At 67.5% G+C, this 16,698-nt stretch carries 20 protein-coding genes; 17 read left to right on the forward strand and 3 right to left on the reverse strand.

Features of this window, described 5'->3' with window-relative positions; all coding sequences use genetic code 11:
• The first annotated feature begins 4 nt into the window (after positions 1-4).
• Together flhA and AC1RT8_RS22840 are read left to right on the forward strand one after the other, a co-directional pair.
• Positions 5-2,086 (forward strand): flagellar biosynthesis protein FlhA, encoded by a 2,082-nt coding sequence (gene flhA / locus AC1RT8_RS22835; protein ID WP_493078635.1) that lies wholly within the window; start codon positions 5-7, stop codon positions 2,084-2,086.
• Positions 2,083-2,829, forward strand: a complete 747-nt coding sequence (locus AC1RT8_RS22840; protein WP_493078636.1) for a FliA/WhiG family RNA polymerase sigma factor — start codon at positions 2,083-2,085, stop codon at positions 2,827-2,829. The genes flhA and AC1RT8_RS22840 overlap by 4 nt, the downstream gene beginning before the upstream one ends.
• On the opposite strand, the gene AC1RT8_RS22845 is transcribed toward AC1RT8_RS22840, so the two are convergent.
• Together AC1RT8_RS22845 and AC1RT8_RS22850 are read right to left on the reverse strand one after the other, a co-directional pair.
• Complete coding sequence (locus tag AC1RT8_RS22845) at positions 2,813-3,166, reverse strand: antibiotic biosynthesis monooxygenase family protein (protein ID WP_493078638.1); 354 nt, start codon at positions 3,164-3,166, stop codon at positions 2,813-2,815. The two genes, AC1RT8_RS22840 and AC1RT8_RS22845, sit on opposite strands and share 17 nt — an antisense overlap.
• Complete coding sequence (locus AC1RT8_RS22850; RefSeq protein WP_493078640.1) at positions 3,163-3,471, reverse strand: NIPSNAP family protein; 309 nt, start codon at positions 3,469-3,471, stop codon at positions 3,163-3,165. The genes AC1RT8_RS22845 and AC1RT8_RS22850 overlap by 4 nt, the downstream gene beginning before the upstream one ends.
• Before the next feature lie 71 nt (positions 3,472-3,542).
• Between AC1RT8_RS22850 and AC1RT8_RS22855 the strand changes: the two genes are divergently transcribed.
• Complete coding sequence (locus AC1RT8_RS22855; RefSeq protein ID WP_493078641.1) at positions 3,543-4,220, forward strand: ArsR/SmtB family transcription factor; 678 nt, start codon at positions 3,543-3,545, stop codon at positions 4,218-4,220.
• Positions 4,221-4,338: 118 nt separating this feature from the next.
• Here the strand turns inward: AC1RT8_RS22855 and AC1RT8_RS22860 are convergent, their stop codons facing one another.
• Positions 4,339-5,148 (reverse strand): flagellin N-terminal helical domain-containing protein, encoded by an 810-nt coding sequence (locus AC1RT8_RS22860; protein WP_372856528.1) that lies wholly within the window; start codon positions 5,146-5,148, stop codon positions 4,339-4,341.
• Between the two features lie 252 nt (positions 5,149-5,400).
• Here AC1RT8_RS22860 and AC1RT8_RS22865 point away from each other — a divergent pair, with 252 nt between their 5' ends.
• From AC1RT8_RS22865 to fliQ, 14 genes are read left to right on the forward strand one after another with little or no spacing between them, the layout of a single operon-like run.
• Positions 5,401-6,663 (forward strand): sigma-54 interaction domain-containing protein, encoded by a 1,263-nt coding sequence (locus tag AC1RT8_RS22865; RefSeq protein WP_493078643.1) that lies wholly within the window; start codon positions 5,401-5,403, stop codon positions 6,661-6,663.
• The gene (fliE, locus tag AC1RT8_RS22870; protein WP_493078644.1) at positions 6,660-7,019 is read left to right on the forward strand and encodes a flagellar hook-basal body complex protein FliE; all 360 of its coding nucleotides are present in this window, start codon (positions 6,660-6,662) and stop codon (positions 7,017-7,019) included. The genes AC1RT8_RS22865 and fliE overlap by 4 nt, the downstream gene beginning before the upstream one ends.
• 3 nt (positions 7,020-7,022) lie before the next feature.
• On the forward strand, positions 7,023-8,729 hold the full coding sequence (gene fliF / locus AC1RT8_RS22875) for a flagellar basal-body MS-ring/collar protein FliF (protein WP_493078645.1): 1,707 nt from the start codon (positions 7,023-7,025) through the stop codon (positions 8,727-8,729).
• Positions 8,726-9,733 (forward strand): flagellar motor switch protein FliG, encoded by a 1,008-nt coding sequence (gene fliG / locus AC1RT8_RS22880; protein ID WP_493078647.1) that lies wholly within the window; start codon positions 8,726-8,728, stop codon positions 9,731-9,733. The genes fliF and fliG overlap by 4 nt, the downstream gene beginning before the upstream one ends.
• Positions 9,726-10,466 (forward strand): FliH/SctL family protein, encoded by a 741-nt coding sequence (locus tag AC1RT8_RS22885; RefSeq protein ID WP_493078649.1) that lies wholly within the window; start codon positions 9,726-9,728, stop codon positions 10,464-10,466. Before fliG ends, AC1RT8_RS22885 begins: the two co-directional genes overlap by 8 nt.
• 8 nt (positions 10,467-10,474) lie before the next feature.
• Positions 10,475-11,803 carry a FliI/YscN family ATPase gene (locus tag AC1RT8_RS22890; protein WP_493078651.1) on the forward strand — a complete coding sequence of 443 codons (1,329 nt, stop codon included), beginning with the start codon at positions 10,475-10,477 and terminating at the stop codon, positions 11,801-11,803.
• The gene (locus tag AC1RT8_RS22895) at positions 11,796-12,215 is read left to right on the forward strand and encodes a hypothetical protein (RefSeq protein WP_493078653.1); all 420 of its coding nucleotides are present in this window, start codon (positions 11,796-11,798) and stop codon (positions 12,213-12,215) included. The genes AC1RT8_RS22890 and AC1RT8_RS22895 overlap by 8 nt, the downstream gene beginning before the upstream one ends.
• Positions 12,216-12,253: 38 nt before the next feature.
• Positions 12,254-13,345 carry a flagellar hook-length control protein FliK gene (gene fliK, locus AC1RT8_RS22900; RefSeq protein WP_493078655.1) on the forward strand — a complete coding sequence of 364 codons (1,092 nt, stop codon included), beginning with the start codon at positions 12,254-12,256 and terminating at the stop codon, positions 13,343-13,345.
• A 17-nt stretch (positions 13,346-13,362) separates the two neighbouring features.
• Positions 13,363-13,971, forward strand: a complete 609-nt coding sequence (locus tag AC1RT8_RS22905; protein ID WP_372856537.1) for a flagellar basal body-associated FliL family protein — start codon at positions 13,363-13,365, stop codon at positions 13,969-13,971.
• A gap of 6 nt (positions 13,972-13,977) precedes the next feature.
• Positions 13,978-14,922, forward strand: a complete 945-nt coding sequence (locus AC1RT8_RS22910) for a flagellar motor switch protein FliM (protein ID WP_493078657.1) — start codon at positions 13,978-13,980, stop codon at positions 14,920-14,922.
• Positions 14,919-15,209, forward strand: coding sequence for a flagellar motor switch protein FliN (fliN, locus tag AC1RT8_RS22915; protein WP_493078659.1), 291 nt, complete (start codon positions 14,919-14,921; stop codon positions 15,207-15,209). Before AC1RT8_RS22910 ends, fliN begins: the two co-directional genes overlap by 4 nt.
• A 9-nt stretch (positions 15,210-15,218) precedes the next feature.
• Positions 15,219-15,470, forward strand: a complete 252-nt coding sequence (locus tag AC1RT8_RS22920) for a flagellar biosynthetic protein FliO (protein ID WP_493078661.1) — start codon at positions 15,219-15,221, stop codon at positions 15,468-15,470.
• Positions 15,467-16,333, forward strand: a complete 867-nt coding sequence (fliP, locus tag AC1RT8_RS22925; protein ID WP_493078662.1) for a flagellar type III secretion system pore protein FliP — start codon at positions 15,467-15,469, stop codon at positions 16,331-16,333. The genes AC1RT8_RS22920 and fliP overlap by 4 nt, the downstream gene beginning before the upstream one ends.
• 5 nt (positions 16,334-16,338) lie before the next feature.
• Positions 16,339-16,608, forward strand: a complete 270-nt coding sequence (fliQ, locus tag AC1RT8_RS22930; protein ID WP_372856542.1) for a flagellar biosynthesis protein FliQ — start codon at positions 16,339-16,341, stop codon at positions 16,606-16,608.
• Positions 16,609-16,698: the final 90 nt, after the last annotated feature.

Genomic DNA, 16,698 nt, shown 5'->3' on the forward strand with positions numbered 1-16,698 from the left:
GACCATGGCCGTTGCTCTCAAGCGTGGCGGCGTCGGGCCGCTGGTCCGCTCCTCCGCCCTGCCGGTCGCGATCCTGTTGCTGGTCGTGCTGATGGTCGTGCCGATCCCGTCGGCGCTGCTCGATCTGTTCTTCATCATGAACATCACGATCAGCCTCGCCGTGCTGATGGTCTCGCTCAACGCGCAGAAGCCGCTCGACTTCTCCGCCTTCCCGACCGTCTTGCTGTTCGCCACCCTGTTCCGCCTCAGCCTGAACGTCGCGTCCACGCGCGTCGTGCTGGTGCACGGCCATGAGGGCGAAAGCGCCGCCGGCCATGTCATCGAGGCGTTCGGCACCTTCCTGATCGGCGGCGATTATGTCGTCGGCCTGTTCGTCTTCGCCATCCTGGTCATCATCAACATGATCGTGGTGACCAAGGGCGCGGGCCGCGTGTCCGAAGTGTCGGCGCGGTTCACCCTGGACGCCCTGCCCGGCAAGCAGATGGCGATCGACGCCGATCTCAATGCCGGCCTGATCACGCCCGAAGAAGCCAAGGCGCGCCGCATCGAAGTGGCGACCGAAGCCGATTTCTACGGATCGATGGACGGTTCGTCCAAGTTCGTGAAGGGCGACGCGGTCGCCGGCCTGCTGATCCTTGCCGCCAACATCATCGGCGGCCTGATCCTGGGTCCGGTCAGCCATGGCATGACGATCGGCGATGCCGCGCACAATTATGTGCTGCTTGCGGTCGGCGACGCGCTGGTCGCGCAGATCCCGTCGCTGATGCTGTCGATCGCGGCCGCCGCCATCGTCACCCGCGTCACCTCGAGCATGGACCTTGCCGGCCAGATCGGCAGCCAGTTCGGCTCGGCCCGCACCTGGACGCCGGTCGCGATCATCCTCGCCTTGCTCGGCGTGATGCCCGGCATGCCGCATCTGGTGATCCTGCCTGCCGCCGCCGCCGCCGGATTCGCTGCCTGGAAGCTGCGCCAGATCGCCAATCGCCCGGCCCCGGTCGAGGCCGTCACGGTCGAGCCGGTCGACCAGTCGAAGATCGGCTGGGACGAAGTCACTGACGGCATGCAGGTCAATCTCGATATCGGCTACGGCCTGGTGCCTTTGGTCGACGAGCGCCGCGGCAGCCCGCTGATGGCGCGGATCACCGGGGTGCGGCGCCAGCTGTCGAAGGAACTCGGCTTCGTCGTGCCACAGGTGCGGGTGCGCGACGACATCAACCTTGCGCCCTTCACCTATCGCATCGTCGTCGGCGGCGTCACCGTCGGCGAGGACAGTGTCTCGCCCGACGAGATGCTCGCGCTCGATACCGGCCAGGCGTACGGCCATCTCCAGGGCAAGAAGGCCAAGGATCCGACCTTCGGGCTCGACGCCGTCTGGATCTCGGCCGGCGATGCCGATGCCGCGACCGGCGCCGGCTATCTGGTGGTCGATCCGGGTACCGTCGTCGCGACTCATCTCAATCATCAGCTCGGCGTCCATGCCAGCGAGCTGCTCGGTCCCGACGAAGTGCAGAGCCTGCTCGACGGGCTGAAGGATCGCGCGGCCAACCTCGTCGCCTCGCTCTCGCCCAGCCCGCTGCCGCTGACCACGCTCACCCAGGTGCTGCGCGGGCTGCTCGCGGAGAATGTGCCGCTGAAGGAATTCCGCCGCATTGCCGCCGCCATCGCGGTAGCGGCGCAGCGCACGCTCGACGCCGACGAGATCATCGAGCTGATCCGCCCCGAGCTTGGCGGGCTGATCATCCAGAAACTGTGCGGCGTGCGCGAGCCGCTGCGCGTGATGACCCTGGAGGGCCAGCTCGAAGGGCTGCTCGGCCAGGCCGTCCGTTCCGATCCGTCGCGCCGCCACACGATCGAACCCGATCTCGGCCGTCGCATCGTCGATGCGCTTCAGCGTGCCGCCCAGCCTTTGGTCGATGAGGCCAAGCCCTTCGCGCTCGTCGTCCAGCCGGCGATCCGCGTCGCCATTCGCAAACTCGTCCGAACCATCTTGCCGGATACCCCAGTCATGAGCTTCTTCGAAGTACCCGAGGACAAATCCGTCGAGGTCGTCGCCGTGATCGGCGCGCCCGGGGCGCTGCCGGCATGAGCGCGCAGCCGCACCCCGCCGCGTTCGTCGATGCGACGCCCCTGGTCTATGGCCGGACCGCCGCGCCCGACCTGGCATTGCTCGCCAAGAAGCATATGCCGCTGGTCCGCCGGCTCGCCTGGCACATCCATGGCGGCATGAGCAGCGCGATCGAGGTCGAGGACCTGATCCAGATCGGGCTGGTTGCCCTGGTCGAGGCCGCCTCGACTTTCGAGGATCGCGCGCTGGTGAGCTTCGAGCAATATCTCGTCACCCGGGTGCGCGGATCGATGATCGATGCGCTGCGCCGCCAGGCGACCTTGACGCGCGGCGCGATGCGCCGGCGCCGGGCCTATAACAATGCGATCGCGGCGCTCACCACCGAACTGGGCCATGCGCCGACCGAAGCCGCCATCGCCGGGAAGCTGTGCGTCACCGTGGAGAAGCTTCGCATGGAATATGCGACGGCGGAGCCAGTGCGCTTCGAGGCGATCGACGAGGTCTATGCCGACGACAAGCCCTGGTTCGCCAGCGACGAGCCCGACGCGTTCGAGCAGCTCGCCGAGGCTGACCTGCGCGAGGCGCTGATCGGGGCGATCTCCGCGCTGCCCGAACGCGAGGCGCAGGTGATCCAGCTCTATTATGTCGAGGAGCTCAATCTCGAGGAGATCGGGCTGGTGCTGGGCGTCGGCTCGGCGCGCGTTTGCCAGATCAAGAAATCGGCGCATGACCGGCTGAAAAAGGCGCTCATGCGGCGGGGCTGAACACTGCCCGGCTGTCGTCGGGCGCTTCGTCGCGCTCGCTCATGCTATAATCCCGCACCACCGCCGCGATACGCAGGCGATAGTCCTCGAACACCGAGTCGCGGCCAAGCTTCTGGGTTGCGCGGTGCGCCGGCCGGTTGCGCCACGCCGCGACCGCCGTCTCGTCGCGGAAGAAGGAGAGCGAGAGCAATTTGCCCGGCTCGGCCAGGCTTTCGAATCGTTCGATCGAGACGAAGCCGTCGATTGCCTCCAGTTCGGGCCGCAATGCCGCGGCGAGGTCGAGATAGCGTGCCTTCTGGCCATCGGCGGGGCGGACCTCGAAGATCACCGCGATCATTGCGCATCGACCCGGCGCAGGAACAGCCGGTCCTCGCGGCGGATGAAGCGTTCGGCGTGCGCGAACGCGTAATTCTCCTGTCCCAGCGGATCGGCCTTCAGCCTGGCGCGATACGCTTCGTACGCGGCCAGATCGGCGATCGAATAGACGCCGTACGCGGTGGTCGCCGATCCTTCATGCGGGGCGAAATAGCCGATCAGCTCGGCGCCGCAGCGCGGGATCGCCTCGCCCCAGGTCCGCGCATAGTGCTCGAACGCCGGGACGTTGAACGGATCGATCTCGTAGCGGATGAAGCAGGTGATCATGGTCGGGCTCCGTGGTTGCCTGGCCTTCCTAGCGCTTGATCTGTCGTCGATGGTTCGGTTATGACCGAACCATGAAGGACGGGCCCAGTATCGCTGCCATTGCCGCGCTGATCGGCGACCCCGCGCGCGCCAATATGCTGACCGCCTTGATGGACGGGCGTGCGCTGACCGTCAGTGAGCTTGCCGAGGCAGCGGGTGTCGGTTTGCCGACCGCGAGCGGGCATCTGGCGAAGCTCGATGCCGCCGGCCTGCTCGTCGCGCGCAAGCAGGGGCGGCATCGCTATTTCCAGCTGTCCGGGGCCGATGTCGGCGAGGCGCTCGAAAGCCTGATGAGTCTCGCAGCACGCACCGGCGCGATGCGGGTGCGGACCGGGCCGAACGACGCGGCGCTGCGCGAAGCGCGGATCTGTTACGATCATCTGGCTGGCGAGCGCGCGGTGGCGTTGATGCAGGCGTTCGCGCGGCGCGGCGTGATAACGGGTGAGGATATGCCGGCGGTGACGCCGGCCGGTATCGGCTTTCTTGCCGGGATCGGCATCGATGTGGCGCAGCTCGGCAGCTCGCGGCGGCCCTTGTGCCGCGCCTGTCTCGACTGGAGCGAGCGGCGGAGCCATCTCGGCGGTTCGCTGGGCGCGGCGATCCTCGATCATGTCATCGCCGCCGGCTGGGCCAGCCGGGGCGAGGGGCGGGCGATCCGCTTCAGCCCGGCCGGCGCGGCGGCGTTCGATTCGGCGCTCGTGCACGGCTGACTCAAAAACCCCGGCAGTCTTGCGACCGCCGGGGCTCCTGGTTGCTCCGCCCTTGCAGGTAGAGCCCGGTCGGCCCCGACACCCTCATTGGGGGGCGGTGCCAGGGCCGTTCTCGGTATTAGCGGAGCAGCGAGAGCACGCCCTGCTGCGTCTGGTTCGCCTGAGCGAGCAGCGCGGTCGATGCCTGGCTCAGGATCTGGGCCTTGGCGAGGTTGGTCGTTTCGGTCGAGAAGTCGACGTCTTCGATCCGGCTGCGGGCGTCCGTCAGGTTGGCGACGTTGCTGGTCAGGCTGTTGACCACCGACTCGAGGCGGCTCTGGCCTGCACCGATCGACGAACGGGTCGTGTTGACGGCGAGCAGGGCAGTGTCGAGCGTGTCGAGCGCGTCGGTGGCGCCGTCAGCGTCGGAGATGTCGATATCGCCGACATCGTCCAGGTCGAGCGCGGTGATGGTCAGCGTGACCTGGTCGTCCGAAGCCGAACCGGTCTGGATGTTGACCGCGACATCGCTGGCGCCGAACAGGGTCACGCCGTTGAAGTTGCTCTTCGACGTGATGTCCGACAGCTGCGAGGCCAGCTCGGTGACTTCGACCTGCAGGTTGGTACGGTCGTCGTCGGAATAGGTACCCGAAGCCGACTGGACCGACAGTTCGCGGATGCGCTGCAGGATGTTGGTGACTTCACCCAGGGCGCCGTCGGCGGTCTGGGCGAGCGAGATGCCGTCATTGGCGTTGCGAATCGCCTGGCTCTGGCCCTTGATCTGCGAGGTAAGCGAGGAAGCGATGGCGGAGCCCGCCGCGTCGTCCTTCGCGCTGTTGATGCGCTTGCCGGTCGACAGGCGCTCGATGCTGGTCTGCAGCGCCTTCGACGCCGCGTTCGACGCGTTGGTCGCGCGCAGCGCGGCAACGTTGGTTCCGATAACAGTCATTTGTCCGATCTCCACTCTGATCCGACGATCCCCGCCGCCCCCAAAGCGGAGGGCCGAGCCGTCACAGGAGGTAACGACCGCTTGCCGGGGCGATTAAGTGAATTTGCAAACCGCCACGGGAAACCACGCTTTTCCGCACGGTGTCCGGCGGCGCATTCCTGCCGCCCGGAAATAATTTGCCGCCACGGCAACATGCTTAACTCGGCGTTTACCATCAGTGCCGCATCTGCCTTCCATCGAAGGGGGAATTCAATGCGTGCCATCGTTCCATCCGCCGCGGTCTCGCGGCAGAAATACACGCTCGTGTCGTCGCTCCGCGCCCAGGGGTTCGCGGTTCGCTCGTTCGAGGATGGCCGGCCGCAGCCGGGCGACATCTATCTCGTCGCCGATGGCGAGACGCCGCCCGCGCCTGCCCGTACCGTGGTGATCGGCGCTGAGGGGCGCCATATCGTCCCGGCCCGCGACGGCAGCCCGGCGCGCATCGCCTTCGGCCCCGAGGACGCGCAGGTCGGCAACGGTTTCGTCCGTGCGCTGGTCGCCGAGCCCGAGGCTCCGACCGCCGCCGATCCCGAGAGCCTGGCGCTCTACGCCCTGGCCGAGCGCGTGGCCGCCGCCGACATCACCGTGCTGATCAACGGCCCGACGGGCACCGGCAAGGAAGTCCTCGCGCGCTCGATCCATCTGAACTCCGCGCGCCGCGACGGCCCGTTCATCGCGATCAACTGCGCCGCATTGCCCGAGACGATGCTCGAGGCTTTGCTGTTCGGCCACCAGAAGGGCGCCTTCACCGGCGCGTCGTCGGGCGGCGAAGGATTCTTCCGCGCGGCGCATGGCGGCACCCTGCTGCTCGACGAGATTGCCGAGATGCCGATCCAGCTCCAGTCGAAGCTGCTGCGCGTGCTGCAGGAGCGCGAGGTCGTGCCGATCGGCGCCTCGACCCCCGTTTCGGTCGATGTCCGCATCATCGCCTGCGCCAACCGCGACCTGCAGGCCGAAGTCGCCGCCGGCCGGTTCCGCGCCGATCTCTACTACCGCCTGTCTGTGTTCCCGCTGACCACCAAGCCGCTCGCCGAGCGCCGCCAGGATATTCCGGCGCTCGCCGCGACCCTGATCCTGCGCCATGCCGGCAACCGCACCACGGTTCCCTGGCCCGATGCCTCGGCGATCGAGGCGCTGATGGGTCATGACTGGCCGGGCAATGTCCGCGAGCTCGAAAATGTGATCCAGCGCGCGCTGCTGTTCGCGGCGGGCGACACGATCCATGCCGAGCATATCGTGTTCGACCGACCGTCGGTGCCGATGCCGGTATTCGCCACCGCCAACGACCAGCCCGCGACGTTGGGCAACATCGTCCAGATGAGCGAGTTCGCCGCGATCCGCGAGACGCTTGCTGCCTGCGGTGGCAGCCGGATCGAAACCGCGCGGCGCCTCGGTATCTCGGAGCGCACCTTGCGCTATCGCCTCGCCAAGGCGCGCGAACAGGGTGACGACATCACCCGGGCGGTGTCGGCATGAGCGGCGTGGGGGGAATCGGCGGCGCGATGAGCGTCGACCGGGTGATGCAGCTTCGCGCGCAGATCCTGGAACGCAACGAAGCGCTGTCGCGCGCCAATGCCACGGGCGGCACGTCCGCTCCGGCGTCGACTCAGCCGACCAGCTTCACCGCGACGATGGAAGAGGCGCTGAAGAGCGTCAACGAAGGCCAGAACAAGGCCGGCGCGCTTTCCGCCGCCTATGAGCGCGGCGAGAATATCGACATCGCCAAGGTGATGCTCGCCCGCCAGCAGGCCTCGGTCGGCTTCGAGGCGACGCTGCAAGTCCGCAACAAACTCCTGTCCGCCTATAAGGACATCATGAGCATGCCGGTCTAACCCATGAGCAACGCCCTCACCTCATCGCCCGCGTCCGCCTTGCCGGAACGCTTCGCCAACCCGCTACGGCAGATCCAGGATGTGCTCGCGCAGCCAGCGGTGCGCCGCAGCCTGCCGATGGTGCTGATGGTCGGCCTGATCGCCGCCGCCGCGCTCGCCTGGGTCATGCTGTCCACGCCGACTCAGAAGACCCTGTTCTCCGGGCTCAGCGATGTCGATAAGGGCTCGGTCACACAGGCGCTCGAACAGGCCAAGATCACCGCGCGCATCGATGAGGGCACCGGTGCCCTGACCGTCAACGAGGACGATTATTCCCGCGCGCGCATCCTGCTTGCCGGGCAGGGCCTGCCCAAGGGCGCCCCCGGCGGCTACCAGATCCTCGACAATCTGCCGATGGGCGTCAGCCGCGCGGTCGAGGGCGAACGCCTTCGCCAGGCGCGCGAGACCGAACTCGCCCGCTCGATCCAGGAGATCGATGCGGTGGCCGAGGCACGTGTCCATCTCGCCACGCCCGAGGCATCGGTGTTCGTCCGCGACAATGCGGCGCCCTCGGCGTCGGTGATCGTCAAGCTCCAGGCCGGCCGCTCGCTCGGCGATGCGCAGGTCAGCTCGATCATCAATCTCGTCGCTTCGTCGGTGCCGGGCATGAAGCCCGAATCGGTGACGATCGTCGACCAGATGGGGGGGCTGCTCACCAAGGGATCGGCCCAGAGCGCGCTCGGCATCGCCAGCGACGAACGGATCGCCTTCCAGCGCCGCATCGAGGAAAAGAACCGCGCCCAGGTCGTGCAGCTGCTGACCCCGCTGATCGGCGCAGGCAACTTCACCGTCGAGGTGCAGGCCGATGTCGATCTCGACGAGACCCAGGCCACGCGCGAAAGCTATGACAAGCAGGGCGCGCTGCGCGCCGAACAGGGCAATTGGGTCGGCAACCAGAAGGACGGCGCCGGCGCTCAGCCCGGCGGCATCCCCGGTGCGCTGTCCAATACGCCGCCGCCGGCCTCGACACTGACGGCGCCGCAGCCTGCCCCGACGCCGACTCCCGGTGCGACGCCTGGTGCTCCCGGCGCCCCGTCCGCGGCAGGCGCCGTGGTCGGCGCCGTGGCCGACGCGATGAAGCAGAGCGACCAATATAGCCGCGCCTATGATCTCGGTAAGGAAGTCTCGGTCACCCGGGCCGCTCCCGGCGCGATCAAGCGGCTGTCGGTCGCGGTGCTGCTGCGCGACCCGGAAACCGGCAAGCCGCGCAGCCAGCTCGAGATCCAGCAGATCACGCAGTTGGTCCAGACCGCGGTCGGCTTCAACCAGGGCCGCAACGACCAGGTCACGGTGATCAGCCGCAAGTTCGCCGGTGCTACCGCGCTCGACGACAAGCAGCCCTGGTATGAGGCCGGCTGGCTGCCGGTGGTGGCGCGCAACGTCACCGCGATCGTCATCGCCCTGCTCGTGCTGTTCCTCGGCGTCCGCCCGCTTGCCAAGGCAGTGCTGAAGAAGCGCGACGACGCGGGGCCACGCCTGGCGCTCGGTCGCGACTATGGCAGTGCCGCAGGCGATGCCGGCTTCGACAGCGGCCCGGTCAGCATCGATGCGCTCGAAAGCGCCCGCAATTACGACGACCGGATCGGCATGGTCCGGGGCTTCACCCGGGACAATCCCGCGCGTGCCGCTCTCGCGGTGCGTGACATGATCAAGGCGGACGCAAAGCAATGACCGCGCCCTTCCGGACCTATACCGGCGTCGAACGCGCCGCCGTACTGATGATGCTGGTCGGCGAGGAGGAGGCCGCCGCGATCCTGCAGAAGCTCGATCCGGAGGAAGTCCGCCAGCTCGGCAAGGCGATGTTCGCCGTCGCCGATGTCAGCGAGACCGAGGTCGAGTTCGTGCTTGACGATTTTGTCGGCAAGGCGCGCGATCGCACCGGCATCTCCTTCGATCCGCGACCGCAGATCGAAACCATGATGACCCGCGCCCTCGGCCAGGAAAAGGCGGACAGCGTGCTGTCGCGTATCATCCCGGCCGAGGACGCCTGCCAGATCGACCTGCTCGACTGGCTCGACGCGACCGAGATCGCGGGGCTGATCGAGAAGGAACATCCTCAGATTGCCGCCGTGCTGATCGCCAATCTCGATCCCGTGGTCGCGGCGCAGGTACTCGAATTGCTGCCCGATGCGGCGCAACCCGATATCCTTCATCGCCTCGCCCGGCTCGGGCCGATCACGCCCGAGGCCGTCGAGACGCTGAAGACGGTCCTCGCCGGCCGGGTCGGCTCGACTCAGCAGCCGGCGGGCGTCACGCTCGGCGGCACCAAGGATGCGGCCAAGATCCTGTCGAGTGGCCGCAAGGCGACCGAACTCAGGGTCATGCCCAAGCTGTTCAAGATCGACCGCGAAGTCGCCAAGGCGATCGAGGAGGCGATGTTCGTCTTCGACAATCTGCTCGAGCTCGACGACAAGAATCTCGGCACGCTCATCCGCAACATCGACGGCGACATCCTCACGCGCGCGCTCAAGGGCGTGGACGAAGCGATGCGCGCGCGCTTCCTGGGCTGCATGTCCAGCCGCGCGGCGGACGGCATCCGCGACGAGATGGAAGCACGCGGGCCGATGAAACTGTCCGAAGTGCTCGAGGCGCAGAAGGTGATCATCCAGATCGCGCGCAACCTCGCCAAGGACGGCACGATCCAGATGGGCGGCGGCGAGGACGATTATGTCTGATTTCACCGCCGGTTTCGTCGCGCGCCACGAAGCGGTGGCGCAGGCGCTGCATCAGGCCTTCGAGGTGCCGCCCGAGGGTTTCGCGGCGTCGGATCTCAAGACCTGGGCAGCGCATCGCGCCAGCCCGAGGTCCTTCTCGCCGCAGGCCGACGGGCCGAAGCACTTCCACCCGGCCGATCCGGGGACCAACCCGACCGAGGGCTGGGATCCGTTCGCCGCGGCGGACGCCGCACCGGAACCCGTCTTCGTCGATCCGGTCGCGACCGCGCATGCGGCGGGTTTTGCCGAGGGCATGGCCGCCGCGATCGCCGAGATCGGCGAGACCGGCGAGCGGGACCGTGCCTTGCTCGCGGAACTCGGCACCGCCTTGCGCAACGACGGCCGGCTCGACCGCGACGCGATGGCGCGCCAGTTGCGCCAGACCGTGATGTTCCTTGTGACCCGGCTGATCGGTGAAGTCGGCATCGCGCCCGATATCCTTGCCCGCCGGATCGATTCGGCGGCCGAGATGCTCGCCGACAGCGCCGAATCCGCCTTGCTGCGCGTCCATCCGGACGATGTCGCCTTGCTCGACGGCAAGCTGCCCAAAACGGTGTTCGCGGTCGGCGACGTCCATGTCGCGCGCGGCAGTTTCGTGCTCGAATCCGCCTCGACCATCGTCGAGGACGGTCCCGAATTGTGGCTCGAGCAGCTTGCCCAGGCGATCGACCGCGTCGCCGTGCCGACTGCGTGAGGGATCCGATGCTGAACCGTTTCACGACCGACTATCTCGAATCGCTTGGCATTCCCGATTTCACCCCGAGCCCGAAAATCTCCGGCCGCCTGGCGTCGTTCGACGGGCTGCTGATGGAGGCCGTCGGCCTGACCCTGCCGGTCGGCACGGTCTGTCAGGTCGGCACGCGCGGCGCGGGTGTCGAGGCCGAAGTGATCGGTTTCCGCAATGGCCGCACGCTCCTGATGAATCTCGGCGGCCCCGCGCCGCTGCTGCCGCAAATGCCGGTCCGACCGCTTGGCCCTCCAGGCGAGGCGGAAGTGGGCGCTGCACTGCTCGGCCGCGTCGTCGACGGCGCCGGCAAGCCGATCGACGGGCTCGGCCCGATCCGCGGCGCCGATCACTGGCCGCTGTCGGGCAAGCTGCAGAGCCCGCTCGACCGCGGCCGCGTGCTCCAGCCGCTCGATGTCGGCGTGCGGGCGATCAACGGATTGCTCACCGTCGGCCAGGGCCAGCGCATCGGCATCATGGCCGGCTCGGGCGTCGGCAAGTCAGTGCTGCTCGGCATGATCGTGCGCGCGGCCGAAGCCGATGTCATCGTGATCGGCCTGATCGGCGAGCGCAGCCGCGAAGTCGCCGACTTCCTGGAGACCAAGGTCGCGGGCGAGGCGCGCCAGCGCGCCGTCGTCGTCGCTGTGCCTGCCAATCATTCGCCGGTGCTGCGTATCCGCGGCGCATTGCGCACGCACGCCATTGCCGAGGCGTTCCGCGCCCAGGGCAAGAAGGTGCTGCTGATCATGGACAGCCTGACGCGCGTTGCGCATGCCGGGCGCGAGATCGGCCTGGCGCTGGGCGAACCCGCCAGCGCGCGCGGCTATCCGCCCTCGGCCATCGCCATGCTGCCGAACCTGATCGAACGCGCCGGCACCGATGTCGCTTCGGGCGGGTCGATCACCGCGATCTACACCGTGCTCGCTGATGGCGACGACGGGAACGACCCGGTCGTCGACAGTGCCCGCTCGATTCTCGACGGCCATATCGTGCTGTCGCGCGCGCTCGCCGAACACGGCGTCTATCCTGCGATCGACATCGGTCCCTCGGTCAGCCGCGTGATGACCGACATCGTCGGCAAGCCGCATCAAAAGGCCGCGCGCGTGCTGCGCCGGCATCTCGCGACCTATGAGGAGAATCGCGACCTGGTGCTGATGGGCGCCTATCGCGCCGGCGCCGATCCAGCGATCGATGCCGCCATCGCCTGCCATCCGGCGGTGATGGAATATATCAAGCAGGATCCGGACGACATCGTGTCGCTGGCCGACGCGGTGATGGAGCTGACCGGCGTGTTCGGCGATGCCTAAACCGGCCAAGCTCGACCGCCTGCTCCGCGTTCGTACGCTGCAACTCGGCCTCGTCCGCGCCGAAGAAGTGCGGGCGCAGGAGCGTTTCGCCAGCGAATCGACGCTCAAGGGGCGCATCGCACAGCTTGCCGAGGCCGTCGCGCCCCGCTCGGATGCGACCCAGGGGTTTTCGCTTATCGCCGCTGCGCATTTCCGCGACCGGCTCCAGCAATCCGCCGAAGCGGCCGAAGGGCGGCTCCGCGCCGCCGAGCGCGTGGTCGAGCGCGCCGCCGAGGCGACGCGCGAGGCCAGGCGCGACCAGAACGCGATCGAGAAGCTGATCGCCCGCGCCGATGCCGATGCCGCGCTCAAGGCGATCCGCGCGCTAGAGGCCGCGCCGCCCACCCGAAAGATTCGGCACGATCCTTGCTGATAGCTTGAACGGCGGATTGTGCCGAACGGGATGGATGGATGATCGAGCTTTCGACCCAGATACCACAGACGACCATACCGGTTTCCGGTCCAGCCGCGCCGGGGGGCGCGGCTGGCGGATTCGTGCAGCTTCTCGCGGCCTTTCTGGACGCGGGGGCTGCCGCCGCGCCCGACGCGCCGGCCGATGCCGGATTGCCGGGCGACCGGCAGAGCCTTGCCGGTGACGGCAAGACCGTGCCCGCCACGCTTGCCGATGACGGCAAGCCGATCGATCCGGCGCTGATCTGGCTGCCGATCGCGCTGCCGATCCCCGCACCCGTCGCGCCGCCGATCATGTTGCCGCCCGCGGGGGCGCCCCCGGCGGCTGCCATAGCCGATCCGGCGACGCTCGCCATCACCGGCGCCTTCGTGATGGGCGATGGCGCTGCCGATCCGAAGACCGACGGTCCGGTGAAGGAAATGTCGATTCCGGGCGGCGATCTTGCCGCGAAGAAGGATGCCACCGCAGCGGACCCGCTGTCGAAGACGGTCGGCGCTGCGCCGACGCCCGCTGTTTCCACGGCGCAGCCCGCCGGCCAGACCTTCGCCGCCGCGATCGCGGCTGTCCTTGCCAATCACGACCGCCCCGCCCGCGACGACGATCGCGGCGATTCGCGCGGTACCGCTGCCTTGACCGCAACCGCTCAGGCCGAAGCCGCCGCCCGGCCGATCGTCCAGGCCATTGCCGATGCGAAGCATCCGGCGCTCGACCTGCGCGACGATCGCGGGCTGCACGGCATGATCGACCGGATCGAGATGCTCCGCGACGAGGCCAATGCCAACGACACCCGCATCCGCCTCGTCCCCGATGCGCTGGGCGGCGTCGACGTCTCGCTGCGCAAGGACGGCGATACGCTTCATGTCCATTTCACTGCCGACACCCAGGCCACGCGGACCTTGCTGAACGACGCGCAGCCGCGTCTCGCCGAGCTGGCCGACGCGCGCGGCGTGAAGCTGGGCCAGACCAGCGTCGATGCCGGTACCGGCGGCAGCGCGAATCACACCCATCACCAGCCGCGCACGGCAGCCCGGCGCGCACCCGCGCCGGCTTCCGCCGCGGACGATTTTTCCACCGATCAACGACTCGCCTGAACTGAAGGAGCGCAACGATGAGTGACACCGACGACACCCAGGCCCCCAAGAAAAAGAAGAAGGGCAAGGGAAAACTCCTGATCATGACCCTGGGCCTGCTCGTGCTCGGCGGCGGCGCCGGCGGCGGCTATTTCGCCTGGAGCACCGGCATGCTGGGCGGCGGCGCGCATGCCGCCGAAGCCAATGGCCCCAAGCTGGTCCCGAAGAGCGAGCAGAAGCGCGTCAGTGCGTCCGGCGAGGGCGGCGGGCACGGCGAAGAGGGCGGCAGCACAGGCTCCAAGCCGCCGAGCGGCACGGGCGGCGAGAAATACGCGTCCAACTATTATGCGATGGAGAAGGAGTTCACCTCCAACCTCCAGGACAGCGTCCATTTCATTCAGGTCGGGCTGGCGATCTCCACGCCGTATGACGATTCGGTGATCGAGAACATCAAGACCAACGAGATCGCGGTCCGCTCCGCGATTCTGATGACGCTCGGCGACACGACCGAGGAGCAGGTGTTCACCAGCGACGGCAAGAAGCTGCTGGAACGCCGCCTCGCCAAATCGATCAACGACACGCTGAAGGAAAAGGAAGGATTCGGCGGGGTTGGTAACGTCTACTTTACCAATTTTGTTGTTCAGTGACCGGGCATGGTTAACGGCTCTTCACCACAATCGAGCGAACGGCGGGAACGACCCCGGCAGTCGGCGGAACACGCCACGCTGGGCGTCGCCAACCTCAACCCGTTCGGCGATCTGCACACGCTGCAGCATCTCTCGGCGCGTCTCGCGCGGGGCATGCGCAGCGTGTTCGAGCCGTTGCTGCGCAAGGAAATCCGTACCTTTGCCGAGCCGCTGGTCGTCCAGCGCTTCGCCGATTACCGCGCCGAGCGCCCGGACGGCCTGACCGCCTGGCTGCCGATGGCAATGACGCCGCCGACCGGCAATGCGATGATCGTGCTCGACGGCCGTTTCGTGATGGAGCTGCTCGACCTGTTCTTCGGAGGTACCGGAGCCGTTCCGCACGACATGCCGGCTGAATTCACGCCGGCGGCAGAGGCGATGATCGGACGGCTGGGCATGATGCTCACAGCCCCGCTCAAGGCCGCCTGGGAGCCGCTCGCCCGGATCGAGTTCAAGCCCGGCCATGTCGAATCGAACCCGGCCATGCTGTCCGGCCTCGACGGCGACGACGCCATGGTCATCACCCGGTTCGGCATCGCCGCCGGCACCGCCAAGCCGGTGTTCGTCGACATCGTCTATCCCGTCGCGGCGCTGAAGCCGCACGCCCCATCGCTGACCGGCAAGGTCCATGCGAAGACCGCCGAGCCCGATCCGGCCTGGCGCAACAGCCTGACCCGCGCCGTCATGGGCGTCCGCTTCCCGATCCGTTCGGTGCTGGCCGAACCGATGGTCCCGCTGAGCGTGCTCATGGACCTGAAACCCGGCGACGTCATTCCCATCACCCTCGGCGCCGATGTGCCCGTGATGGTCGGCGGCGACCGGCTCGGCGCCGGTACCGTCGGCACCTCGAACGGCCATGCCGCCATTCGTCTCAATTCGATCTCGCGCGAAAAACTAGAGGAACTCCAATGAACGACATGACCGGCGGATTCCCCGTCGACGGGGCGCTCGCGGCCAATTTCCGGCTGCTGCAGGATGTCGATGTCAAGCTGACCGTGGAGATCGGATCGACCTCGCTCACCTTGCGCGAGCTTCTGGCGCTGGGCGAATCGAGCGTGATCGAGCTCGATCGCCAGGCGAACGAGCTGCTCGACGTGCTCGTCAACGGCACCCTGATCGGCCGCGGTGAAGTGGTGATGGTCGGCGACCGGTTCGGCGTGCGCATGACCGAGCTGGTCACGCCAGAGAAGCGGGTCTGATCCGCGATGATGTGGTCCTATGTCCTCAAGCTGGTCGTGCTGCTGCCGCTCGTCTGCGGCCTGATGATCGGCTGCCTCTATCTCTGGCGCCGGCTTGAATCGCGCCTGCCGGGCCAGCCGGCCAACCGCATGATGGCGGTCAAGGAAACCATGATGATCTCGCCCGGCCTGCGCCTCGCGGTGGTCGAGTTCGAGGGGCGCAAGCTGCTCGTCTCGGTCAGCCGCAGCGGCGTGACCTTGATCGACAAGGGCGACAAATGACCGTGACCGTTACGCGCAAGGGCACCGGTCCGGCGCTGATCAAAACCGCGACGCCCCGCAAGGGTTTCTCCTGGGGCAAGCTCGCGCTGCTGCTGCTCGGCATCGTTGTGGCTGTAATGGTCGCGCATCCCGCCTTCGCTCAGGCTGCCGCGCCCGCGGTACCGCCGCCCGCGGCGCCGGGTGCCGGCGACGCAGTCGATCGTGCGCTGGGCGATCTCGGCGGCGGCAACGCGCCGCTGGCGCTGTCGCTTCAGGTCCTCATCATCATGGGCCTGCTGACGATCCTGCCGGGCATCCTGCTGATGATGACCAGCTTCACGCGGATCATCATTGTGCTCGCGATCCTGCGCCAGGCGCTGGGGTTGCAGCAGACTCCGCCCAACCAGGTGCTGATCGGCCTGTCGCTGTTCCTGTCCTTTTTCGTGATGGCGCCGGTGGTCAACCAGATCAACACGGTCGCGATCCAGCCCTATGCCGAGAGCAGGATCGGCGCGACCGACATGATCAAGAACGCGTCGGTCCCGCTGCACGCCTTCATGACCAAGCAGACCCGGGTGAAGGACATCACCATGTTCGCCGGGATCGCCAAGTCTGGCCCCTATGCCAAGGCATCCGACGTGCCCTTCTCGGTCCTGCTCCCGGCCTTTGTGACGAGCGAGCTCAAGACCGCCTTCCAGATCGGCTTCCTCGTCTTCCTGCCCTTCATCGTCATCGACCTGGTCGTCGCGACCGTGCTGATGTCGCTTGGCATGATGATGATGTCGCCGACGATGATCTCGATGCCGTTCAAGCTGCTGTTGTTCGTCCTGGTGGACGGCTGGGCGCTGACGATGGGCAGCCTTGCCAACAGTTTCGTGAGTTAGCGACGATGGACGCAGATTATTTTCTTACCGTCGCCAACCAGACCATGTGGGTGCTGGCGCTCGCCGCCGCGCCGATCCTGATCCCGGCGCTGTTCGCGGGGCTGATCACCGGCATGATCCAGGCCGCCACCTCCATCAACGAGCAGACCCTGTCGTTCGTGCCCAAGCTGATCGTCGTCGCTTTCTCGATCATGATCTTCGGCGGGCTGATCCTCGGCCTGCTGAGCGACTTCACGATCGGCATCTTCGAGCGGATCCCGGATCTGGTCCGGTGACATCGAACGGTGCGATGCGCCTTTCCCTCTCCCGGCGGAAGGGTGAGGGTGAGTTGTTTCTCTCATCACCCTCATCCGGCGCTGCGCGCC

This window comes from Sphingomonas sp. GW821-FHT10F11 (assembly GCF_058809095.1).